The organism is Nonomuraea guangzhouensis (genome assembly GCF_019396345.1).
In the GTDB taxonomy this organism is placed as follows: domain Bacteria; phylum Actinomycetota; class Actinomycetes; order Streptosporangiales; family Streptosporangiaceae; genus Nonomuraea; species Nonomuraea guangzhouensis.
On sequence record NZ_JAHKRM010000023.1, the window covers coordinates 179,494 to 194,234 of the forward strand.

16 protein-coding genes are annotated in these 14,741 nt (G+C 69.1%); 9 read left to right on the top strand and 7 right to left on the bottom strand.

Annotated features, from left to right (window positions below):
- Nucleotides 1-59 precede the first annotated feature (59 nt).
- From KME78_RS40560 to KME78_RS40570, 4 genes are all read right to left on the bottom strand, one after another.
- Nucleotides 60-221, bottom strand: a complete 162-nt coding sequence (locus tag KME78_RS40560; protein WP_214643264.1) for a hypothetical protein — start codon at nt 219-221, stop codon at nt 60-62.
- Between the two features lie 40 nt (nt 222-261).
- Complete coding sequence (locus KME78_RS66585; RefSeq protein WP_281428996.1) at nt 262-387, bottom strand: hypothetical protein; 126 nt, start codon at nt 385-387, stop codon at nt 262-264.
- 67 nt (nt 388-454) lie between these two features.
- Nucleotides 455-1,507 carry a HesA/MoeB/ThiF family protein gene (locus tag KME78_RS40565; RefSeq protein ID WP_219534809.1) on the bottom strand — a complete coding sequence of 351 codons (1,053 nt, stop codon included), beginning with the start codon at nt 1,505-1,507 and terminating at the stop codon, nt 455-457.
- 11 nt (nt 1,508-1,518) lie between these two features.
- A complete protein-coding gene (locus KME78_RS40570; RefSeq protein WP_219534810.1) occupies nt 1,519-2,664 on the bottom strand; it encodes an acyl-CoA dehydrogenase family protein in 1,146 nt (381 codons plus the stop codon).
- Between the two features lie 160 nt (nt 2,665-2,824).
- Between KME78_RS40570 and KME78_RS40575 the strand changes: the two genes are divergently transcribed.
- From KME78_RS40575 to KME78_RS40600, 6 genes are all read left to right on the top strand, one after another.
- Entirely contained in the window at nt 2,825-4,180 is a 1,356-nt protein-coding gene (locus KME78_RS40575) for a hypothetical protein (RefSeq protein WP_219534811.1), read from the top strand.
- Nucleotides 4,177-4,950: a class F sortase gene (locus KME78_RS40580; protein WP_219534812.1), complete on the top strand. Its 774-nt coding sequence runs from the start codon at nt 4,177-4,179 to the stop codon at nt 4,948-4,950. The genes KME78_RS40575 and KME78_RS40580 overlap by 4 nt, the downstream gene beginning before the upstream one ends.
- A 220-nt stretch (nt 4,951-5,170) precedes the next feature.
- Nucleotides 5,171-5,938 carry a hypothetical protein gene (locus KME78_RS40585; RefSeq protein ID WP_219534813.1) on the top strand — a complete coding sequence of 256 codons (768 nt, stop codon included), beginning with the start codon at nt 5,171-5,173 and terminating at the stop codon, nt 5,936-5,938.
- Nucleotides 5,939-5,943: 5 nt separating this feature from the next.
- Entirely contained in the window at nt 5,944-6,696 is a 753-nt protein-coding gene (locus tag KME78_RS67505; protein ID WP_308127314.1) for a class F sortase, read from the top strand.
- 25 nt (nt 6,697-6,721) lie between these two features.
- Nucleotides 6,722-7,690: a hypothetical protein gene (locus tag KME78_RS40595; RefSeq protein ID WP_219534814.1), complete on the top strand. Its 969-nt coding sequence runs from the start codon at nt 6,722-6,724 to the stop codon at nt 7,688-7,690.
- Between the two features lie 72 nt (nt 7,691-7,762).
- A complete protein-coding gene (locus KME78_RS40600) occupies nt 7,763-8,908 on the top strand; it encodes an acetyl-CoA C-acetyltransferase (protein ID WP_219534815.1) in 1,146 nt (381 codons plus the stop codon).
- Nucleotides 8,909-9,343: 435 nt separating this feature from the next.
- On the opposite strand, the gene KME78_RS40605 is transcribed toward KME78_RS40600, so the two are convergent.
- A complete protein-coding gene (locus tag KME78_RS40605) occupies nt 9,344-11,830 on the bottom strand; it encodes a tetratricopeptide repeat protein (protein ID WP_308127315.1) in 2,487 nt (828 codons plus the stop codon).
- A 176-nt stretch (nt 11,831-12,006) separates the two neighbouring features.
- On the opposite strand from KME78_RS40605, the gene KME78_RS40610 reads away from it, so the two are divergent.
- Together KME78_RS40610 and KME78_RS40615 are read left to right on the top strand one after the other, a co-directional pair.
- Complete coding sequence (locus tag KME78_RS40610; protein WP_219534817.1) at nt 12,007-12,462, top strand: carboxymuconolactone decarboxylase family protein; 456 nt, start codon at nt 12,007-12,009, stop codon at nt 12,460-12,462.
- Nucleotides 12,463-12,545: 83 nt separating this feature from the next.
- Nucleotides 12,546-12,989, top strand: coding sequence for an iron chaperone (locus KME78_RS40615; protein WP_219534818.1), 444 nt, complete (start codon nt 12,546-12,548; stop codon nt 12,987-12,989).
- 9 nt (nt 12,990-12,998) lie between these two features.
- On the opposite strand, the gene KME78_RS40620 is transcribed toward KME78_RS40615, so the two are convergent.
- Complete coding sequence (locus tag KME78_RS40620) at nt 12,999-13,613, bottom strand: TetR/AcrR family transcriptional regulator (RefSeq protein ID WP_219534820.1); 615 nt, start codon at nt 13,611-13,613, stop codon at nt 12,999-13,001.
- Nucleotides 13,610-14,041: a hypothetical protein gene (locus KME78_RS40625; RefSeq protein ID WP_219534821.1), complete on the bottom strand. Its 432-nt coding sequence runs from the start codon at nt 14,039-14,041 to the stop codon at nt 13,610-13,612. Before KME78_RS40625 ends, KME78_RS40620 begins: the two co-directional genes overlap by 4 nt.
- Before the next feature lie 108 nt (nt 14,042-14,149).
- Between KME78_RS40625 and KME78_RS40630 the strand changes: the two genes are divergently transcribed.
- Nucleotides 14,150-14,692 carry an RNA 2'-phosphotransferase gene (locus KME78_RS40630; protein ID WP_219534869.1) on the top strand — a complete coding sequence of 181 codons (543 nt, stop codon included), beginning with the start codon at nt 14,150-14,152 and terminating at the stop codon, nt 14,690-14,692.
- Nucleotides 14,693-14,741 lie beyond the last annotated feature (49 nt).

Consider the following 14,741-nt stretch of genomic DNA (forward strand, 5'->3'; position numbering starts at 1 on the left):
GCCGGTGATTGAGAGGTTATGTGGGTCCGCGCCCGGGACTGGCGGATCGTCGCCATCTCTTAGCGGAACGTCTGGCCATAGACGAGCAGCATGACGATGACAAAGACGATCATCACCCCGACATAGCCCACCGGCCCCAGGCGCAGCGCCCGGCGCACGCGGTTGAGGCCCCAGGCGAACAGCAACGCCAGGAAAACCAGCAGGATCAGGCCGCCATCCATGCTGACCAGTATGCGGTGTCGGAGCCCTTCCCGCGCGGTGTCAGTTGGAGTTGCCGTGGCTGGCCGGCCAGCCCTTGGTCTCCATCTTCGCCAGCCGGCGAACGGTGATCTTCTTCTTCGGCTGGGTCTCTCGGCTGTCCTCCGGCGCGATCTCTTCGGGACGCACTCAGCAGCCTCCTGGGTCGGTTTCGGTATGGGCGACTGACGCGATTCTGAACGATCAACCACTGCTGTCAAGCACTACACACGTCACACCCGTCACGCGCGGGGAAGCGGACGAAGATCTGGTCGTCGGGCGCCACCAGGTTGAGGCCGTACGCGTAACCGGGGGCGACGTCGGGGATGCCGGTCAGCAGCGAGATCACCGCGTGGGCGGTGAGCAGGCCCGACAGACCGCCCGAGGTCGAGAGCACCCCGGGCCAGCCGGAGTCGGTCATCCGTCCCTGGCGCTCGCCCTCCGCCCGCAGGCACTCGTAACACGGGAAACCCGGCGCGAAGACGCCCACCGACAGCTGCGGGCCCTCGTAGCCGCCGCCCACCCAGGGGATGCCCGCGGCGGCGCAGGCCCGGTTCGCCCACCGGCGGATGCCGTCGGGCTCTCGTGGCTCGTCCGCGCAGAGCGCGAGCACGTCGAAGCCGGTGATCAGCCCGGCCAGCTCCGCCGGGCTGCCGATCCGCCGGTTCTCGCCGGTCACCTCGACGTGGGAGTTGACCGCTCGCAGCCGTTCCGTGGCGACGTCCACCTTGGGCCGGCCCACGTCCTCCTCGCCGTACAGGGTCTGGCGGTTGAGGTTGGACAGCTCGACACGATCGCCGTCGACGCAGTGGACCGCGCCGACGCCGGCGGCGGTGAGGGCCCAGGCGGCGTGCGAGCCGGTGCCGCCCAGGCCGAGCACGACCACCCTGGCCCGCTTGAGCAGGAGCTGCGGTGCCCAGCTCGGCTCGCGCGGGCGCAGGCTCGCCCAGCGGAAGTAGGCGGCGTTCCTGGCGTACCGGTCCAGCTCGTCGGGGGCCAGCTCCGCCGGCGGCGCGGCCGACGCGTCCTCGACGTGGCCGGAGTCCAGCAGCGTCGTGACGAGCTCGGCCGAGTTCGGGCAGCGGTCCGCGAGCGCGGTGACGATCTCTCCTCGGGTACGGGTGCCGTCCATGAGCTGGAGGGCGTGCCAGGCATGGCCGTTCGGGTCCTCGATCTCACTGGCGAGTCCGTAGATTTCCCCACCTATCCGGATCGTGCCGTTGTCGAGACGATACGGGCGATGCTCCGGTTTTACCCGAGGACGCGTCATGCGTCCGGATTCTAGAACCCGAAGGACCGTCCGATGATCTCCTTCATGATCTCGGTGGTGCCGCCGTAGATGGTCTGGACGCGGCTGTCGATCCAGGCCTTGGCGACCGGGTACTCCATCATGTAGCCGTAACCGCCGTGCAACTGGAGGCAGCGGTCGATGACCTTGTTCTGCAGCTCGGTGGTCCACCACTTGGCCTTGGCGGCGTCGACTACGGTCAGCTCCTTGGCGTTGAGCGCCATGATGCACTTGTCCACGTAGTGACGGGCGATCTCCGTCTCGGTCGCCAGCTCCGCCAGGACGAACCGGGTGTTCTGGAACGACCCGATGGTCCGCCCGAAGGCCTGGCGGGACTTGCAGTACTCGATGGTCTGCTCCAGCACCACCTCCGCCGCCGCGACCGCCGCCACCGCGATGGACAGGCGCTCCTGGGGCAGGTTGTTCATGAGCTGGAAGAAGCCCTGGCCCTCTTCGGCGCCGAGCCGGTTGGCCACGGGAACGCGGACGTTCTCGAAGAACAGCTCGGCCGTGTCCTGCGCCTTCATCCCGATCTTGTCGAGGTTGCGGCCGTGCCCGAACCCCTCCATACCCCGCTCGACGACCAGCAGCGTGGTGCCGCGCGCCCCCGCCACGGGATCGGTCTTGGCGACCACCACGACGAGGTCGGCGTTGATCCCGTTCGTGATGAACGTCTTCTGCCCGTTGACCAGGTAGTGATCGCCATCGCGGACCGCGGTCGTCCTGATCCCCTGCAGGTCGCTCCCGGCACCCGGCTCGGTCATCGCGATCGCCGTGATGAGCTCGCCACTGGCGAACCCGGGCAGCCACCGCCGCTTCTGCTCCTCATCGGTCAAGTCGACGAGGTACGGCGCCATGATGTCGTTGTGCAGGCCGAATCCGAGCCCGGACGCGCCGTGCCGGATGATCTCTTCAACGATGACCGCGTTGAACCGGAAATCGGTGACACCGGCGCCTCCGTACTCCTCCGGGACGGAGAACCCGAACATGCCGATCTCGCCGGCCTTCTTCCATACCTCGCGCGGGACGATGCCGTCCTTCTCCCACTGACCGTGGTGGGGTGTCACTTCACGGGCCATGAACTCGCGCACGGTCTCCTGGAAAAGCAGGTGCTCCTCATCGAAGAGGTCTCGCCGCATCAGTCGCCTCCAAGCAGGGTGGGTGTGCAGAACAGAATACGATTCTGTTGCGGCTTTTGAAGGGGCGGACACGGGTTCATCACAAGTGCCGATAGTTACGGTGTTCGACGGATATCGACCCTAAGATCGACCTTCGGCTTAGTGTTGATCGGAGTGTGCCGTGAGTCGGTGGCGGAAGGCGTTAATCGCCGCATCGGTCGGCATGGCGGCATCAGCCGCGTTCGTGGTGACATCTACTCCAGGCGAGGCGGAGTCATCGCTCGTCGCGAAGTATCTCTGCACGGGTGGTGTCGCCGGTTCGAGCGTGCAGCTGGAGGCCACGATCACGCCCAGGCTGACCGAAGGCGGCATGTTGAATGTCGGCTGGGCGCTCAAGTATCAGGGCACTCGCCGCTTCGGGTCGCCAGGCTTCTTCCCGGCGGGTTCCACGCTCAACCTCGAAGGCGTGGTCGACATCAGCGGCGCCTGGACCGGCCAGCTCCGGCCGAAGGGCAGCAAGGACCAGGCGGACCTCGTGCCCGGCGACCAGCTCGTGCTCCCCGAAGGCCTGTCCGACGCCGGCTCCGTGCAGCGCTCCGGCACCGTCCGGGTCAAGCCGGGCGCGCTGGTCGTCCGGTTCAAGCCCGCCGAGGGGGAGGTGATGGTCAACAACCACAAGAGCGTCATCTCGTACACCTCCGACTGGAGCCGGATCCACACCGAGGAAGAGTTCGGCGACCACCTCTACGACCTGCACAAGACCACCACGAAGGACGGCGTCGCCAAGCTGAGCTTCATCGGCACCCAGGTCGCCTACATCAGCAGGCGCGAGCGGGACCTCAGCGATGTGCAGGTGCGCCTCGACGGTGACACCGTGACCGACGGGCTGGTCGAGCCGGGTAAGGACCGCAGCGGCACCGAGATGACCGGCACCGAGGCCCAGGAGGTCCTCTGGGAGTCGCCGGTGCTCGACTACGGACCCCACACGATCGAGGTCGTCAACACCGAGGCCAGGACCGCGTACGTGGACGCCTTCAAGGTGACCACCGGCGACCTGGACGAGCCGCCGACCCACAACCAGGCCACCTGCACGCTGCAGGGCGACCCCGGCGCCATCGAGGTGACGGTGCCCGGCGCCACCCCCAACTCGCCCACCCCGACCCCGACCCCGACACCCACGCCGCCGACCTCCACCCCCACCACCAAGCCGAGCGGCTCGGCCACCCCGTCGAGCACCCCGACGGTCTCGTATCCGAACGTGAACCCGGGTATCGACCGCAACCTGGTGAGCGTGGTGCCGGGCGGCGTGAGCACCAGTACGGCGACCCCCAAGCCGACCACGACCAAGACCAAGTACGTCAAGGCGCAGGTGGCCAAGACGCCCAAGGGCGGTGTGGACTCCGGTGTGGCGCCGGAGCCGGGGCGCGGGTCGTACGGGCTGATCGCGGGCGGCTCCATGCTGCTGATGGGGAGCGTCACAGGAGGGCTGCTGCTACGGCGCCGCAAGGCCGGGCACACCGGAGGAGTCGAGTCATGACCGAGCAGAAGTCGCTGCTGAACAGGGCACTTCCCGGGCTGCTGATCGCCGGGTCGCTGGGCGGGGTGGGCGCCATCATGGTCGGCCTGCTGTCGCTGGCGCCGACCGTGGACGACGGCTCCGGTCCCGGCCCGCAGGCCCAGCCGAGCACGGTCCAGATCCAGAACGCGGCGGGCGCCTTCGTCCTGCCCCCGACCGTGGGCCCGGGCGGCAAGAACGTGCCGCTCACCCCGGCACGCCTCGATGCCCCGCCGCCGCTGGCCGCCGCCCCGGTCGTCGCACCGATCCCGCCGGCCAAGACCAAGGCCAAGAAGGCGGCGCCGGTCCGCATCAAGATCCCGAAGATCAAGGTCAACGCCACGATCGGCTCGGTCACCGTCGACATCAAGGGCAACCTGACCACCCCGCCGCTGTCGAAGCCGACCCTGACGGGCTGGTACAAGTTCTCGCCGGTCCCGGGCGAGCTGGGGCCCGCGGTGATCAACGGCCACGTGAGCACCACGCAGGGCGCGGCGGTGTTCTACCGGCTCTCCGAGGTGGCCAAGGGGGACCAGATCTACGTGTACCGGTCGGACAAGAAGGTGACGCGATTCACGGTGAGCGGGGTCGAGCAGGTCAGCAAGTCCTCGTTCCCGACGGCTCGCGTGTACGGGAACACGAAGAACGCGCAGCTCAGGCTGATCACTTGCGGGGGCGTCTTCAACAAGGCGGCCCACAGTTACACGGACAACATCATCGTGTACGCCACCCTGTCCAAGAAGAAGGGGTGAGGCGGGCAAGTGCTTGCTTGTAGGGTTTACGCGAACTTCACAGGGACAGTTCGTATCATCTCTACCTAACCGTGACCAACGGCTGGGATTCTGATACGCCTGTTGTTACTGCGCTGAACGGAGAAGGACAGTGCTGACGTCCAAGGCGAGGCGCCGCCTCGCCCTCAAGGCATCTGGCCTGGCCGTAGCGGGTGCAGGTATTTTCTGGGTTGTCCCGGCGGTGGCCGCCATAGCGACCCCGGTTGATGTGCCCTACACCTGCAACGGCACCAGCTATCCGTTCCAGATGGAGCTGAAGACCCCTCTCGGGACGATCACTCCCAGCTCCACCGTGACCGTGACCTGGGATATCGCGCAACCTACGGCCACCGTGAGTCATTTGCCGGCGACCGCGCAGATCACGGCCAACAGCACGGTCATCGCCGAGGGCACCGTCAGCCCCAGCGGCAGCCCCCTTCCTTTGACGCCGGTGACCGTCACGGCGACCGCCACTCAACTGACGGCCGTGCCCCAGAACTCGCCCATGCCGCTGCCGACCATGGCGATCGTCGTGAAGCCAACAGCCACCGGAACGGTCGCGATCAAGGGCGGCAATTTCGCGCTGAAAGTGAACAGCTCCACCTGGTACACCTGCTCACCCGGCGTCTCCGGCGGACCGTCGATGAACCTGGTCGTCTCGACCGCCCCCGCCAGTACCCCAACCGGCACCCCGACCACCAGCTCCACCCCCTCCACCACCCCAACGACCACCCCCACCAGCTCGTCCCCCAAGCCCACCAAGACGCACACCAAGATCGTCACTAAGACGCCCACGGCGACGAAGACCACCACCAAGAGCTCCAAGACCCCCAAGGCCGGAGCCGACACAGGTGGTGGCGGTGACATGGGTCCCGACGGCAGGATGGTCGTGCTGACCGGATCCCTACTGATCCTCGCCGCCGGCGTTGGAGGACTCGTGCTGCGTCGCCGTACCATCTCCAAGGGCTGACCGACGTGGCCGGACAGTACCCCTACGGGGGTGAGCCGCCGCAGGACAGGGGGAGCACGGCCCTCAGGTCGGTGCTGATCCTGGCCGCCGTGGCCGGGGTGGTGACCGTGGTGGCGGGGCTGTTGATCGTGCTGCGTTCGCCTCAGGAGTACGGTCTGGCCAGCCAGCGTGACATGCTGCCCGTCACCGTTCAGCCCGACGGCAAGGCCACGGGACAGCCGGCGCAGGCCCTGTTCAAGGCGGCACCCACGGTGCCGCCGCCGTTGCCGCAGCTGAACCCGGCGCCCCCGATGTTGCCGTCCACCCCGCAGCGGATCGTGATCAAGCGGCTGGGGATCAACGCGCCGGTCCAGTCCGTCGGGCTCGCCAAGGACGGGACCATTCAGGTGCCGCCGGCCGACAACCCCAACCTGGCCGGCTGGTACCGGAACATGTCCACCCCGGGCGAAGCCGGTCCGGCCGTGATGCTCGGGCACAAGGACACCCGGACGCGCAGCGCCGTCTTCAGCCGCCTGTACGAGATCCGCAACGGCGACACCATCGAGGTCAAGCGGCAGGACCACACGACCGCCGTGTTCACCGTCGGCGGCGTGGAGCAGGCGAGCAAGAAGACGTTCCCCACCCAGCGGGTCTACGGCAGCCAGAGCAATGCCCAGTTGCACCTCATCACCTGCGGCGGCACGTACAACCGCAGCATCGGTCACTACACCGACAACATCATCGTCTATGCGACGATGACAAGCTCCTATCGAGGCTGAACGCGGAGGCGCGCGCATGGGCTGGATGGCTAAGCGGAGACTGCGTACTGGCCCGACGGCGGCCCTGCCCGCCAAACCGAGCCAGGCAGATCTCCTGCGAGTGGTACGACTGGCCGACCCGGAGGCCCGCGAGGACGGCGGCGACATCGTGGCGGTGGACGTCCGCGTGCACGCCCCGGTCGAGGCCGAGCCCGAGTTGGTGGGCGGCGAGCTGGAACAGGTGTGGGCCTGCCGGGTGGTGGCGGAGGGGCCGCTGCCGTTCGACTACTTCGACCGTTACCTGGCCGAGGGGATCGCCTTCCGCCTCGGTGGGCTGTCCGTGTGCAGGGGAGAGGTGTCCGATCCCGCCGACGACGATCGCGGCGGTCCGGCGGTGATCCTTCCGGTACGGCCGACGGCGGACGAACTGCGGACGGTGCTGAGCCGCCTCGAAGGTGACCACAGAGCCGAAACAGGCGACAGCGACGATGCCGCCGACGCCAGCGCCACGGACGCCGTGACCGAGAACGCCGTGACCGAGAACGCCGCGATCGCCGACGTCGCGACCGCAGATGCGGACGTGGATACGGATGCGGACGGCGACGCCAAGCCCGACGCCGCGACCGCGGACGCCGATAGTGCTCCGGACGTCGACAGCGAAGCCGACTCCGAGCCCGAGACCGACGCCGCGACAGTGGACGCGGAGACCGACGGAGAAGCCGAGGCCGAAGCGGCTGCCGAGGTCGCCCCGGCCGGCGGCGACACCGACCAGGACGATTTCCTCTACACGGTCGGCGACATCCGGATCCTCGTGGTCCCGGAGAAGGGCCGCCCGCCCGCCGTACAGGAGCTGCTGCCCTTCGCCACCGAGCTGACCGCGATCGAGCTGCGCGGCGATGACCCCGCGAAGGTCGGCGCGCTCGCCCTGCGCCTGTCGGACGAGCTGAACGGGCTGATCGTGGACCGCTGGCGGTTCCGGATCGACGCGGTGGAGGACCTTCTGCCCCCGGGGTGACGGGGCGCAGAGCATCGTTCTGTTGTAGTCTCTCCCTAATAACCGAACAATGCTCGGTTTCAGGAGGGCACTGTGGCAGAGGCGTACATCGTCGGGGCGGTCCGTACCCCGGTCGGCAAGAAGAAGGGCGGCCTTTCCACCGTCCACCCCACTGACCTGGCCGCTCACACGCTGAAGGCGCTGATCGACCGCACCGGCGTCGACCCCACCGCGGTGGAGGACGTCATCATGGGGTGCGTCATGCAGTTCGGCCCCCAGAGCATGGACATCGCGCGCAACGCCTGGCTCTCGGCGGGACTGCCGGAGACCACGGCCGGTGTCACCATCGACCGGCAGTGCGGCTCCTCGCAGCAGTCGATCCACTTCGCGGCGCAGGGCGTCATGTCCGGCACCCAGGACCTGGTCGTGGCGGCCGGGGTCGAGTCGATGAGCATCGTCCCCATGGGCTCGTCGATCACGGCCGCGCTGGAGAAGGGCATGCCGTTCCCGTTCGGCGACATGTGGGTCGAACGGTACGGCAAGCAGGAGATCTCACAGTTCCGCGGCGCTGAGCTGATGTGCGAGAAGTGGGGCCTCAAGCGCGACGAGCTGGAACGGTACGCCTTCGAATCCCACCAGCGAGCCGCCAAGGCCATCGCGAACGGCTACTTCAAGGACCAGATCGCCCCCATCAACGGCGTCTCCGACGACGAGGGTCCGCGCGCGGACACGACGCTCGAGAAGATGGCCGGGCTGAAGACGCTCAAGGAAGACGGCCAGATCACCGCCGCCACGGCGTCGCAGATCTCCGACGGCTCCGGCGCGGTGCTGATCGCCTCGGCGCAGGCCGTGAAGGACCACGGGCTGACCCCGCGCGCCCGCATCCACCAGCTCGCGCTCATGGGTGACGACCCGGTGTACATGCTGACGGCGCCGATCCCGGCGACGCGGCGGGCGCTGAAGAAGGCGGGGATGTCGATCGACGAGATCGCCGTCACCGAGATCAACGAGGCGTTCGCGCCGGTGCCACTGGCGTGGATGAAGGAACTCGGCGCCGACCCGGCCACCGTCAACCCCAACGGCGGCGCCATCGCCCTGGGCCACCCGCTGGGCGGGACGGGCGCGATCCTGATGACCAAGCTGCTGCACGAGCTGGAGCGTACGGGCGGCAGGTACGGCCTCCAGACCATGTGCGAGGGCGGCGGCCAGGCCAACGTCACCGTCATCGAGCGCCTCTGACCCGGTTACGCAGTCCTCACGACGGTGCCCCGGCTCCTCGAACGAGGGGCCGGGGCACCGCGGGGAGTGCGGCGCGCCCATGGCGTCGGGTTACGCGCCGCACGTACTACCATCCCGGGTAGTGGACTAGCGTCCCTTGGACGGGATCCGCCTGGGCGGCGCGATGGGCCGCTGTGGCATCCGCGGCATCTGCCGGGGAACTGGCGGGGTCTCCTGTCCAGGGAGGTTCTTGCCGTGTTTCTTCTTGCCTGAACGAACTCGCATGAGGAAGCTCCTTTACAAAACTCACGACGCGGCCCATGGCCGGTCGACAAGCTCAGCTGCCGCGTCTTGGACGAGATCGGCGGGTGTGCGCACCGCCGGACGGGATGCCGAATTACAGGTAAAGGCGCATGTCATCGACCCTATGCGGGTCCACTGCCCATCGCAACTGATTTATTCGCGGCTCTGTATGAGCTCCTGGCGGATGGCCTGCGCCGCCGCGCGGTGCTCGGTGGCGGCAGCCGGGTCCGTCTCGTCGAGCACGGCCGCGATCCCCTCGTGGGCCAGTGCCTCCTTGTGCCGGTAGCTCACCTTCCGGGCTAGTTCGAGTGCCTGACGGTGCAGGCGCAGGGCCTCGTCGGGCAGGCTGGCCAGCCGGCAGGTCTCGCCGTAATCGTGGAAGAAGTGCATCTTCCACTCTTCTTCGAACAGCTCGTCCAGGAGCGTGAACGCCTGCCGATGGCTGGCCAGCGCCTCCTCGTAGCGGCCCATCTGGCGCAGGGCGACGCCCAGGCAGTTGAGACACCACGCCTCGTTGTGTCTGTGGCCGTCCTCGCGGGCGAGTTCCAGGGCTTGGCGCAGGTGCTCCGCGGCCTCGTCGGGCTGCTCAAGGGCGATGGCCATGCCGAGGGTGATCCGGGCGGTCAGCGCGGCCGGCCAGGCGGGGTCGGGGTGCGGGATGTCCAGCACCTCGCGGGCCAGCCGCGCCGCCTCCTCACGGTGTCCCAGCTGCAGCATGGCCCAAGCCTCGTACGCGCTCGCATGGGCCGCGCCCATCGGGCAGCCGGCGTCCGCGTACAGCTTGCCCGCCAGCCGGAACAGGTCGAGTGGCTCCTCGACATAGCCCTCGTCCCACCCCAGGAGGCCGCGGCGCATGATCAGATCCGCCTCGGAGCGGGTGTCCCCGGCCTGGGACAGCAGCGGTGCCGCCGCCTCGTACGCGGCGCCGGCCTCCGCCATCCGGCCCGCGTTGTAGCGGGCGAAGCCCAGATCGCTGTGCGCCTCTGCCACTTGCCGCGGATCGCCCAGGCGCTGGGCGGCCGTCAGCGATCGCTCGAAGAGGACGTTGAGGTGCGTCGTGCCGCAGCGCCGCGCGAAGAACGCCCGCATGAAGCGCGGCAGCTCGCTCGCGTGCGCGTCGGCTCCGGTGGCGACCGCCACCTCGAAGACGCCCATCAGGTTCGTGTACTCCGTGCCGAACCAGCCGAGGGCCGCATGCTTGTCGGTGAACCGCGGCAGCTCGGCCGGAGGCCGGCCCGCGGAGGCCGCGCGGCTGCCGGACACGTCCGGCATCGCGGCGTCGGCGGCGGCCGCCGCGTGCACGTAATAGTCGAGCACCCGGCCCAGCGCCTGCTCCCGCTCCGCCGGGGAATCCTGCTCCGCGGCGGCTCGGCGCGCGTGCTGGTGCACCAGGTCGTGCAGCGTGTAGCGACCAGCCGACGGCTGCTGGACGAGGTGCGCGTCGAGCAGGTCCTCCAGCATCGCCTGTGCGCTGCGCAGCGGCACGTCCGCCAGGGCCGCGGCCACGTACTCGTCGAAGGACGACCCGGACAGCAGGCCCAGCAACCGGAACAACCGGCGCTCAGCCCGGCCCAGCTGCCGTACGGACATGGCGAACGCGGTGTCGAACTCGCTCGCGCCCTCCGCCATACGCTCGACGAGGATGCCCACGGTCCAGCCCGGCCGGTGCCGCAACCGAGCCCCGGCCAGCCGCAGGGCCAGCGGCAGATGGCCGCACAACCGCAGCACCTCGGCCGCCGACTCCGGGTCGCGGGCCAGCCGGCCGTCGGCGCCGCTGGGATCGCCGCTGGCGCGGACCAGTAGCTCCGCGCTCTCCTCCGGGGTCAGCACGTCCAGCGACACCGGGGGCACCTCCTCCAGGCCCAGCAGCCGGTTGCGGCTGGTGATCAGGGCGACGGAGGGGCCCGCACCGGGCAGCAGCAGGCGGACCTGGTCGGCACTGGCGGCATTGTCGAGGACCACGACGGCCCGCCGACCGGCCAGTTCCGACCGCCAGCAGGCGGCCAGCGGCTCGACACCACCCTCCTGCGGGATCTTTTCCGATGGGACGTCGAGCGCGGCGAGCAAGGTCCGCAGCGCGGGATCGGGATCGAGCGGCTCCCGCCCGTCGGTGAACCCGTGCAGGTCCAGATAGAGCTGGGCGTCCGGGTACTCGGCGGCGAGCCGGTGCGCGGCGTGCACCGCCAGGCAGGTCTTGCCGACGCCCGCCATGCCGTCGACGGCGACCACCCGGCTGCTGTCCACCGCGGCGAGTACGGCGGCGAGCTGGGCCTCACGTCCGGTGAAGTCGGCCACGTCGCGCGGCAGATCGTTGCGGGGTGGGCGGGGGGCACCGGCGGGCGCCGACGGCGGCTGGACCTGGCGGCTCGCCTTCGGGGGCGCCGGCAGGGGGTTCGTGGCCCGTTCCCACAAGGGGCGCAGCGGGCGGGGGTCACGCTTGACGAGGCGGCAGAGCTCGATCACCGCGGGCCAGGGCGGCACCGACTGGCCGCTGAGGTAGCGCGACAGCGACGACGAGCTGAGGCCCGTGTCCCGCGCGAGGGCCCGCACACCGCGCCCGGACAGCTCCTGGAGCAGACGCAGCCGGGCGGCCAGTTCGTCTTGGGGGTCCGCCTTGGCCGTCCGCTGTCGCTCCACCACTGTGCCCTGCCTCTCTGTCCCGTCGCGGAAGCAACTTACCCGGACGAATCGCCGCAGGCCATAGCCGTTTCAGCTGTCCCACGGTGTCCCACCGGCATCGTCATGGCAAGCCCGTTCCGCTGTTATGGAGTCACGCCCCGAGGGACGGGGCGCAGATCCGAAAGAGGAGAACCACGATGCAGTCCCGTATGAAGAACCCGGCCGCCATCCTGCCCGACGCGATGCAGCCCATCCAGCAGCTCTTCAAGGCCGTGCACGCCGGTGGGGTGGATGGTCAGACCCTGGAGCTGGTGCATCTGCGGGTCAGCCAGATCAACGGCTGCAGTGCCTGTGTCGACGGGGGCGCCAAGACGGCTCGTAAGGCCGGAGTGAGCGACGAGCGGCTGGCCACGGTCGTCGCCTGGAGAGAGGCCCCGTACTTCACCGAGGAGGAGCGGGCGGCGCTGGAGCTGGCCGAGGCCGCGACGCGGCTGGCCGACCGTCCCGACGCGGTGAACGACGAGGTCTGGGACAGGGCCGCCACCTATTTCGACGAGAAGCAGTTGGCCGCGATCGTGCTGATGATCGGCGTCACCAACCTGTTCAACCGGCTCAACGCCACCACCCGGCAGATCGCCGGCGCATGGGGGTGATCGGTGCGCGGTCCCGGACCCGCGGCCCGGGACCGCTCGCCTGACCTTCACCAGACCTTCGTACCAAGAGGGAGATTCCCACCATGAACGAAACGCCTAAGTTCGACGGGTTCACCGACGATGAGCGAGCCGCGATGAAGGAGCACGCCCAGGAGCTGAAGACGGCCGCGCGCCGCGGCTCGCGGGCGAGCAGAGCCGACGGGGAGCGTGACGTGCTCGCGAAGATCGCCGAGATGGCGGAAGCGGACCGGGTCCTCGCCGAGCGGATCCACGCCGTCGTCACAGCCGGCGCGCCGGCGCTGTCGCCGAAACTCTGGTACGGGATGCCCGCCTACGCCAAGGATGGCAAGGTCGTCTGCTTCTTCCAGAGCGCGGAGAAGTTCAAGGCGAGGTACGCGACCCTCGGCTTCAACGACCCGGCGAACCTCGACGACGGCACCATGTGGCCGACCGCCTTCGCACTGACGAAGTTGACCGCCGACGACGAGGCGAGGATCGCCACACTCGTGAGGCGGGCGGCGGGCTGAGGACCGCGGTCAATGCTCTTGACCGAGCCGCCCCTCGAACCCCGAAACCATGGCCCGCATCCCCGCCTCGAACCACTGGTCGTAAAACGCCAACGCCGCCGTGCCGTTCGGTTGCGGGGCGTCAGTGCTGCCCGGTGGGGTGCCGACCTGGGCCAGGGCGTGGCCCAGGACGTAGACGGCGATCGACTGGACGGCGGTGAGCGCGTCCTGACGCGGGATCCCCGCCGCCCCGAAGCGGTCCAGCAGCCCGGCCAGCAGCTCCAGCCCCAGATCGATGTCCACCGGATGGGTCGCCAGCAGTGGCACGGCGTGCGGATGGCCGAGCAGCATCCGCCGGTAGGCCCCCGCGAACCGGGCGAGTGCCTCGGGCCACGGCGTGTCCGCTTCGAGGTCGATCACGGCCTCGGCGAACAGGTGATCGACCACCGCGGCGAGCACCGCGTCCCGGTTCGGCAGGTGGCGATACAGGGACATGGCCGCGACCCCGAGCCGGGTGCCGAGACGGCGCATGGTGAGCGCGTCGAGCCCCTCGGTGTCCAGCACGTCGATGGCCGCGGCCACGATCCGTTCGCGGGTCAGGACGGCCGGGCGTCCCCTGCCGCGCCGGGGTGCGGGCTCGTTCATCCATCCAGGGTAACGATCAGCGTGGTGGCCAGCATGAGCAAGGACAGAGCGCCCACCACCAGGTGCTGAACGTCGATCACCACATCATGCCCCTCGGCCGGAAGGATCTTGAGCGTTCGGCTGTGGTCGCGCCGGTAGATCTCCCGCTGGGCGGCCGTGCCGCCGCCGAAGTAGGGGAGCCACCAGCTTCGCACGTGTCCGCCGACTATGAGCACGCAGAGCACGGTGGCGGCGATCAGCGACCAGGTCTGGTGCAGCGCGACCCCGGCCGCGATCAGTAACGGGAACGGGTAGTTGACGCAGGCCGCGAGCACGCGCCGGCCGACGTTGCCGGGCCGGAGGTCGTTCAGCGGGAACATCGGCACCCACTCGGTCACGACGAGCCAACCGAGCCAGACGAACGGGACGATGATCGCGATGGTGGACATGGTGCTACCTCCCGATTGATTTTGAGTACGTTGTAAGCTTACGTCGTACACAAAATGACCACAATAGGGTTGCCGGAGATCGGGTCGCTGGGACATGCTCGGGAGATGATGGACGACCGGAGGCTGGTGCGGATCTCGAAATACCTGGCCAAGCACCTACGCCATGAGCCCGAGCGGATCGGGATCGAGCTGGACGAGCGCGGCTGGGTGGAGGTCGACGTCTTCCTGCGGGCCGCCGCCTCCCATGGGTTCCCCATCGACCCGGCCGACCTGCAGCGGGTCGTGGCGGGCAACGACAAGCAGCGGTTCGCGCTGGCGAACGGCAGGATCCGGGCGAACCAGGGCCATTCCCTCGAAATAGACCTGGACCTGCCGGTGGCGGAGCCGCCCGCGTACCTCTATCACGGCACGGTGGCGAGGAGCCTGCCCGCGATCCGGGCCGAGGGCCTGCGGCCGATGAACCGCCACCACGTCCACCTGTCGCCCGACCGCGAGACGGCCACGCGGGTGGGAGCTCGGCGGGGCAAGCCGGTGGTCCTGTCGGTGGACGCGGGGGCGATGCACGAGGCCGGACACGAGTTCCGCGTCAGCGCCAACGGAGTGTGGCTGGCGGACGGGGTGCCACCGGCGTTCCTCCGGTTCCCGGACTGACGTCAGACTTTCGTCAGGGGTGGTCCTGGACGGTCGGCGGATCTTTTCT

Coding starts and splice junctions, on each gene's coding strand:
- KME78_RS40560 (WP_214643264.1), bottom strand. CDS start 221: ATGGATGGCGGCCTGATCCTGCTGGTTTTCCTGGCGTTGCTGTTCGCC.
- KME78_RS40570 (WP_219534810.1), bottom strand. CDS start 2,664: ATGCGGCGAGACCTCTTCGATGAGGAGCACCTGCTTTTCCAGGAGACC.
- KME78_RS40565 (WP_219534809.1), bottom strand. CDS start 1,507: ATGACGCGTCCTCGGGTAAAACCGGAGCATCGCCCGTATCGTCTCGAC.
- KME78_RS40610 (WP_219534817.1), top strand. CDS start 12,007: ATGCAGTCCCGTATGAAGAACCCGGCCGCCATCCTGCCCGACGCGATG.
- KME78_RS40630 (WP_219534869.1), top strand. CDS start 14,150: ATGGACGACCGGAGGCTGGTGCGGATCTCGAAATACCTGGCCAAGCAC.
- KME78_RS40620 (WP_219534820.1), bottom strand. CDS start 13,613: ATGAACGAGCCCGCACCCCGGCGCGGCAGGGGACGCCCGGCCGTCCTG.
- KME78_RS40615 (WP_219534818.1), top strand. CDS start 12,546: ATGAACGAAACGCCTAAGTTCGACGGGTTCACCGACGATGAGCGAGCC.
- KME78_RS40580 (WP_219534812.1), top strand. CDS start 4,177: ATGACCGAGCAGAAGTCGCTGCTGAACAGGGCACTTCCCGGGCTGCTG.
- KME78_RS40625 (WP_219534821.1), bottom strand. CDS start 14,041: ATGTCCACCATCGCGATCATCGTCCCGTTCGTCTGGCTCGGTTGGCTC.
- KME78_RS40595 (WP_219534814.1), top strand. CDS start 6,722: ATGGCTAAGCGGAGACTGCGTACTGGCCCGACGGCGGCCCTGCCCGCC.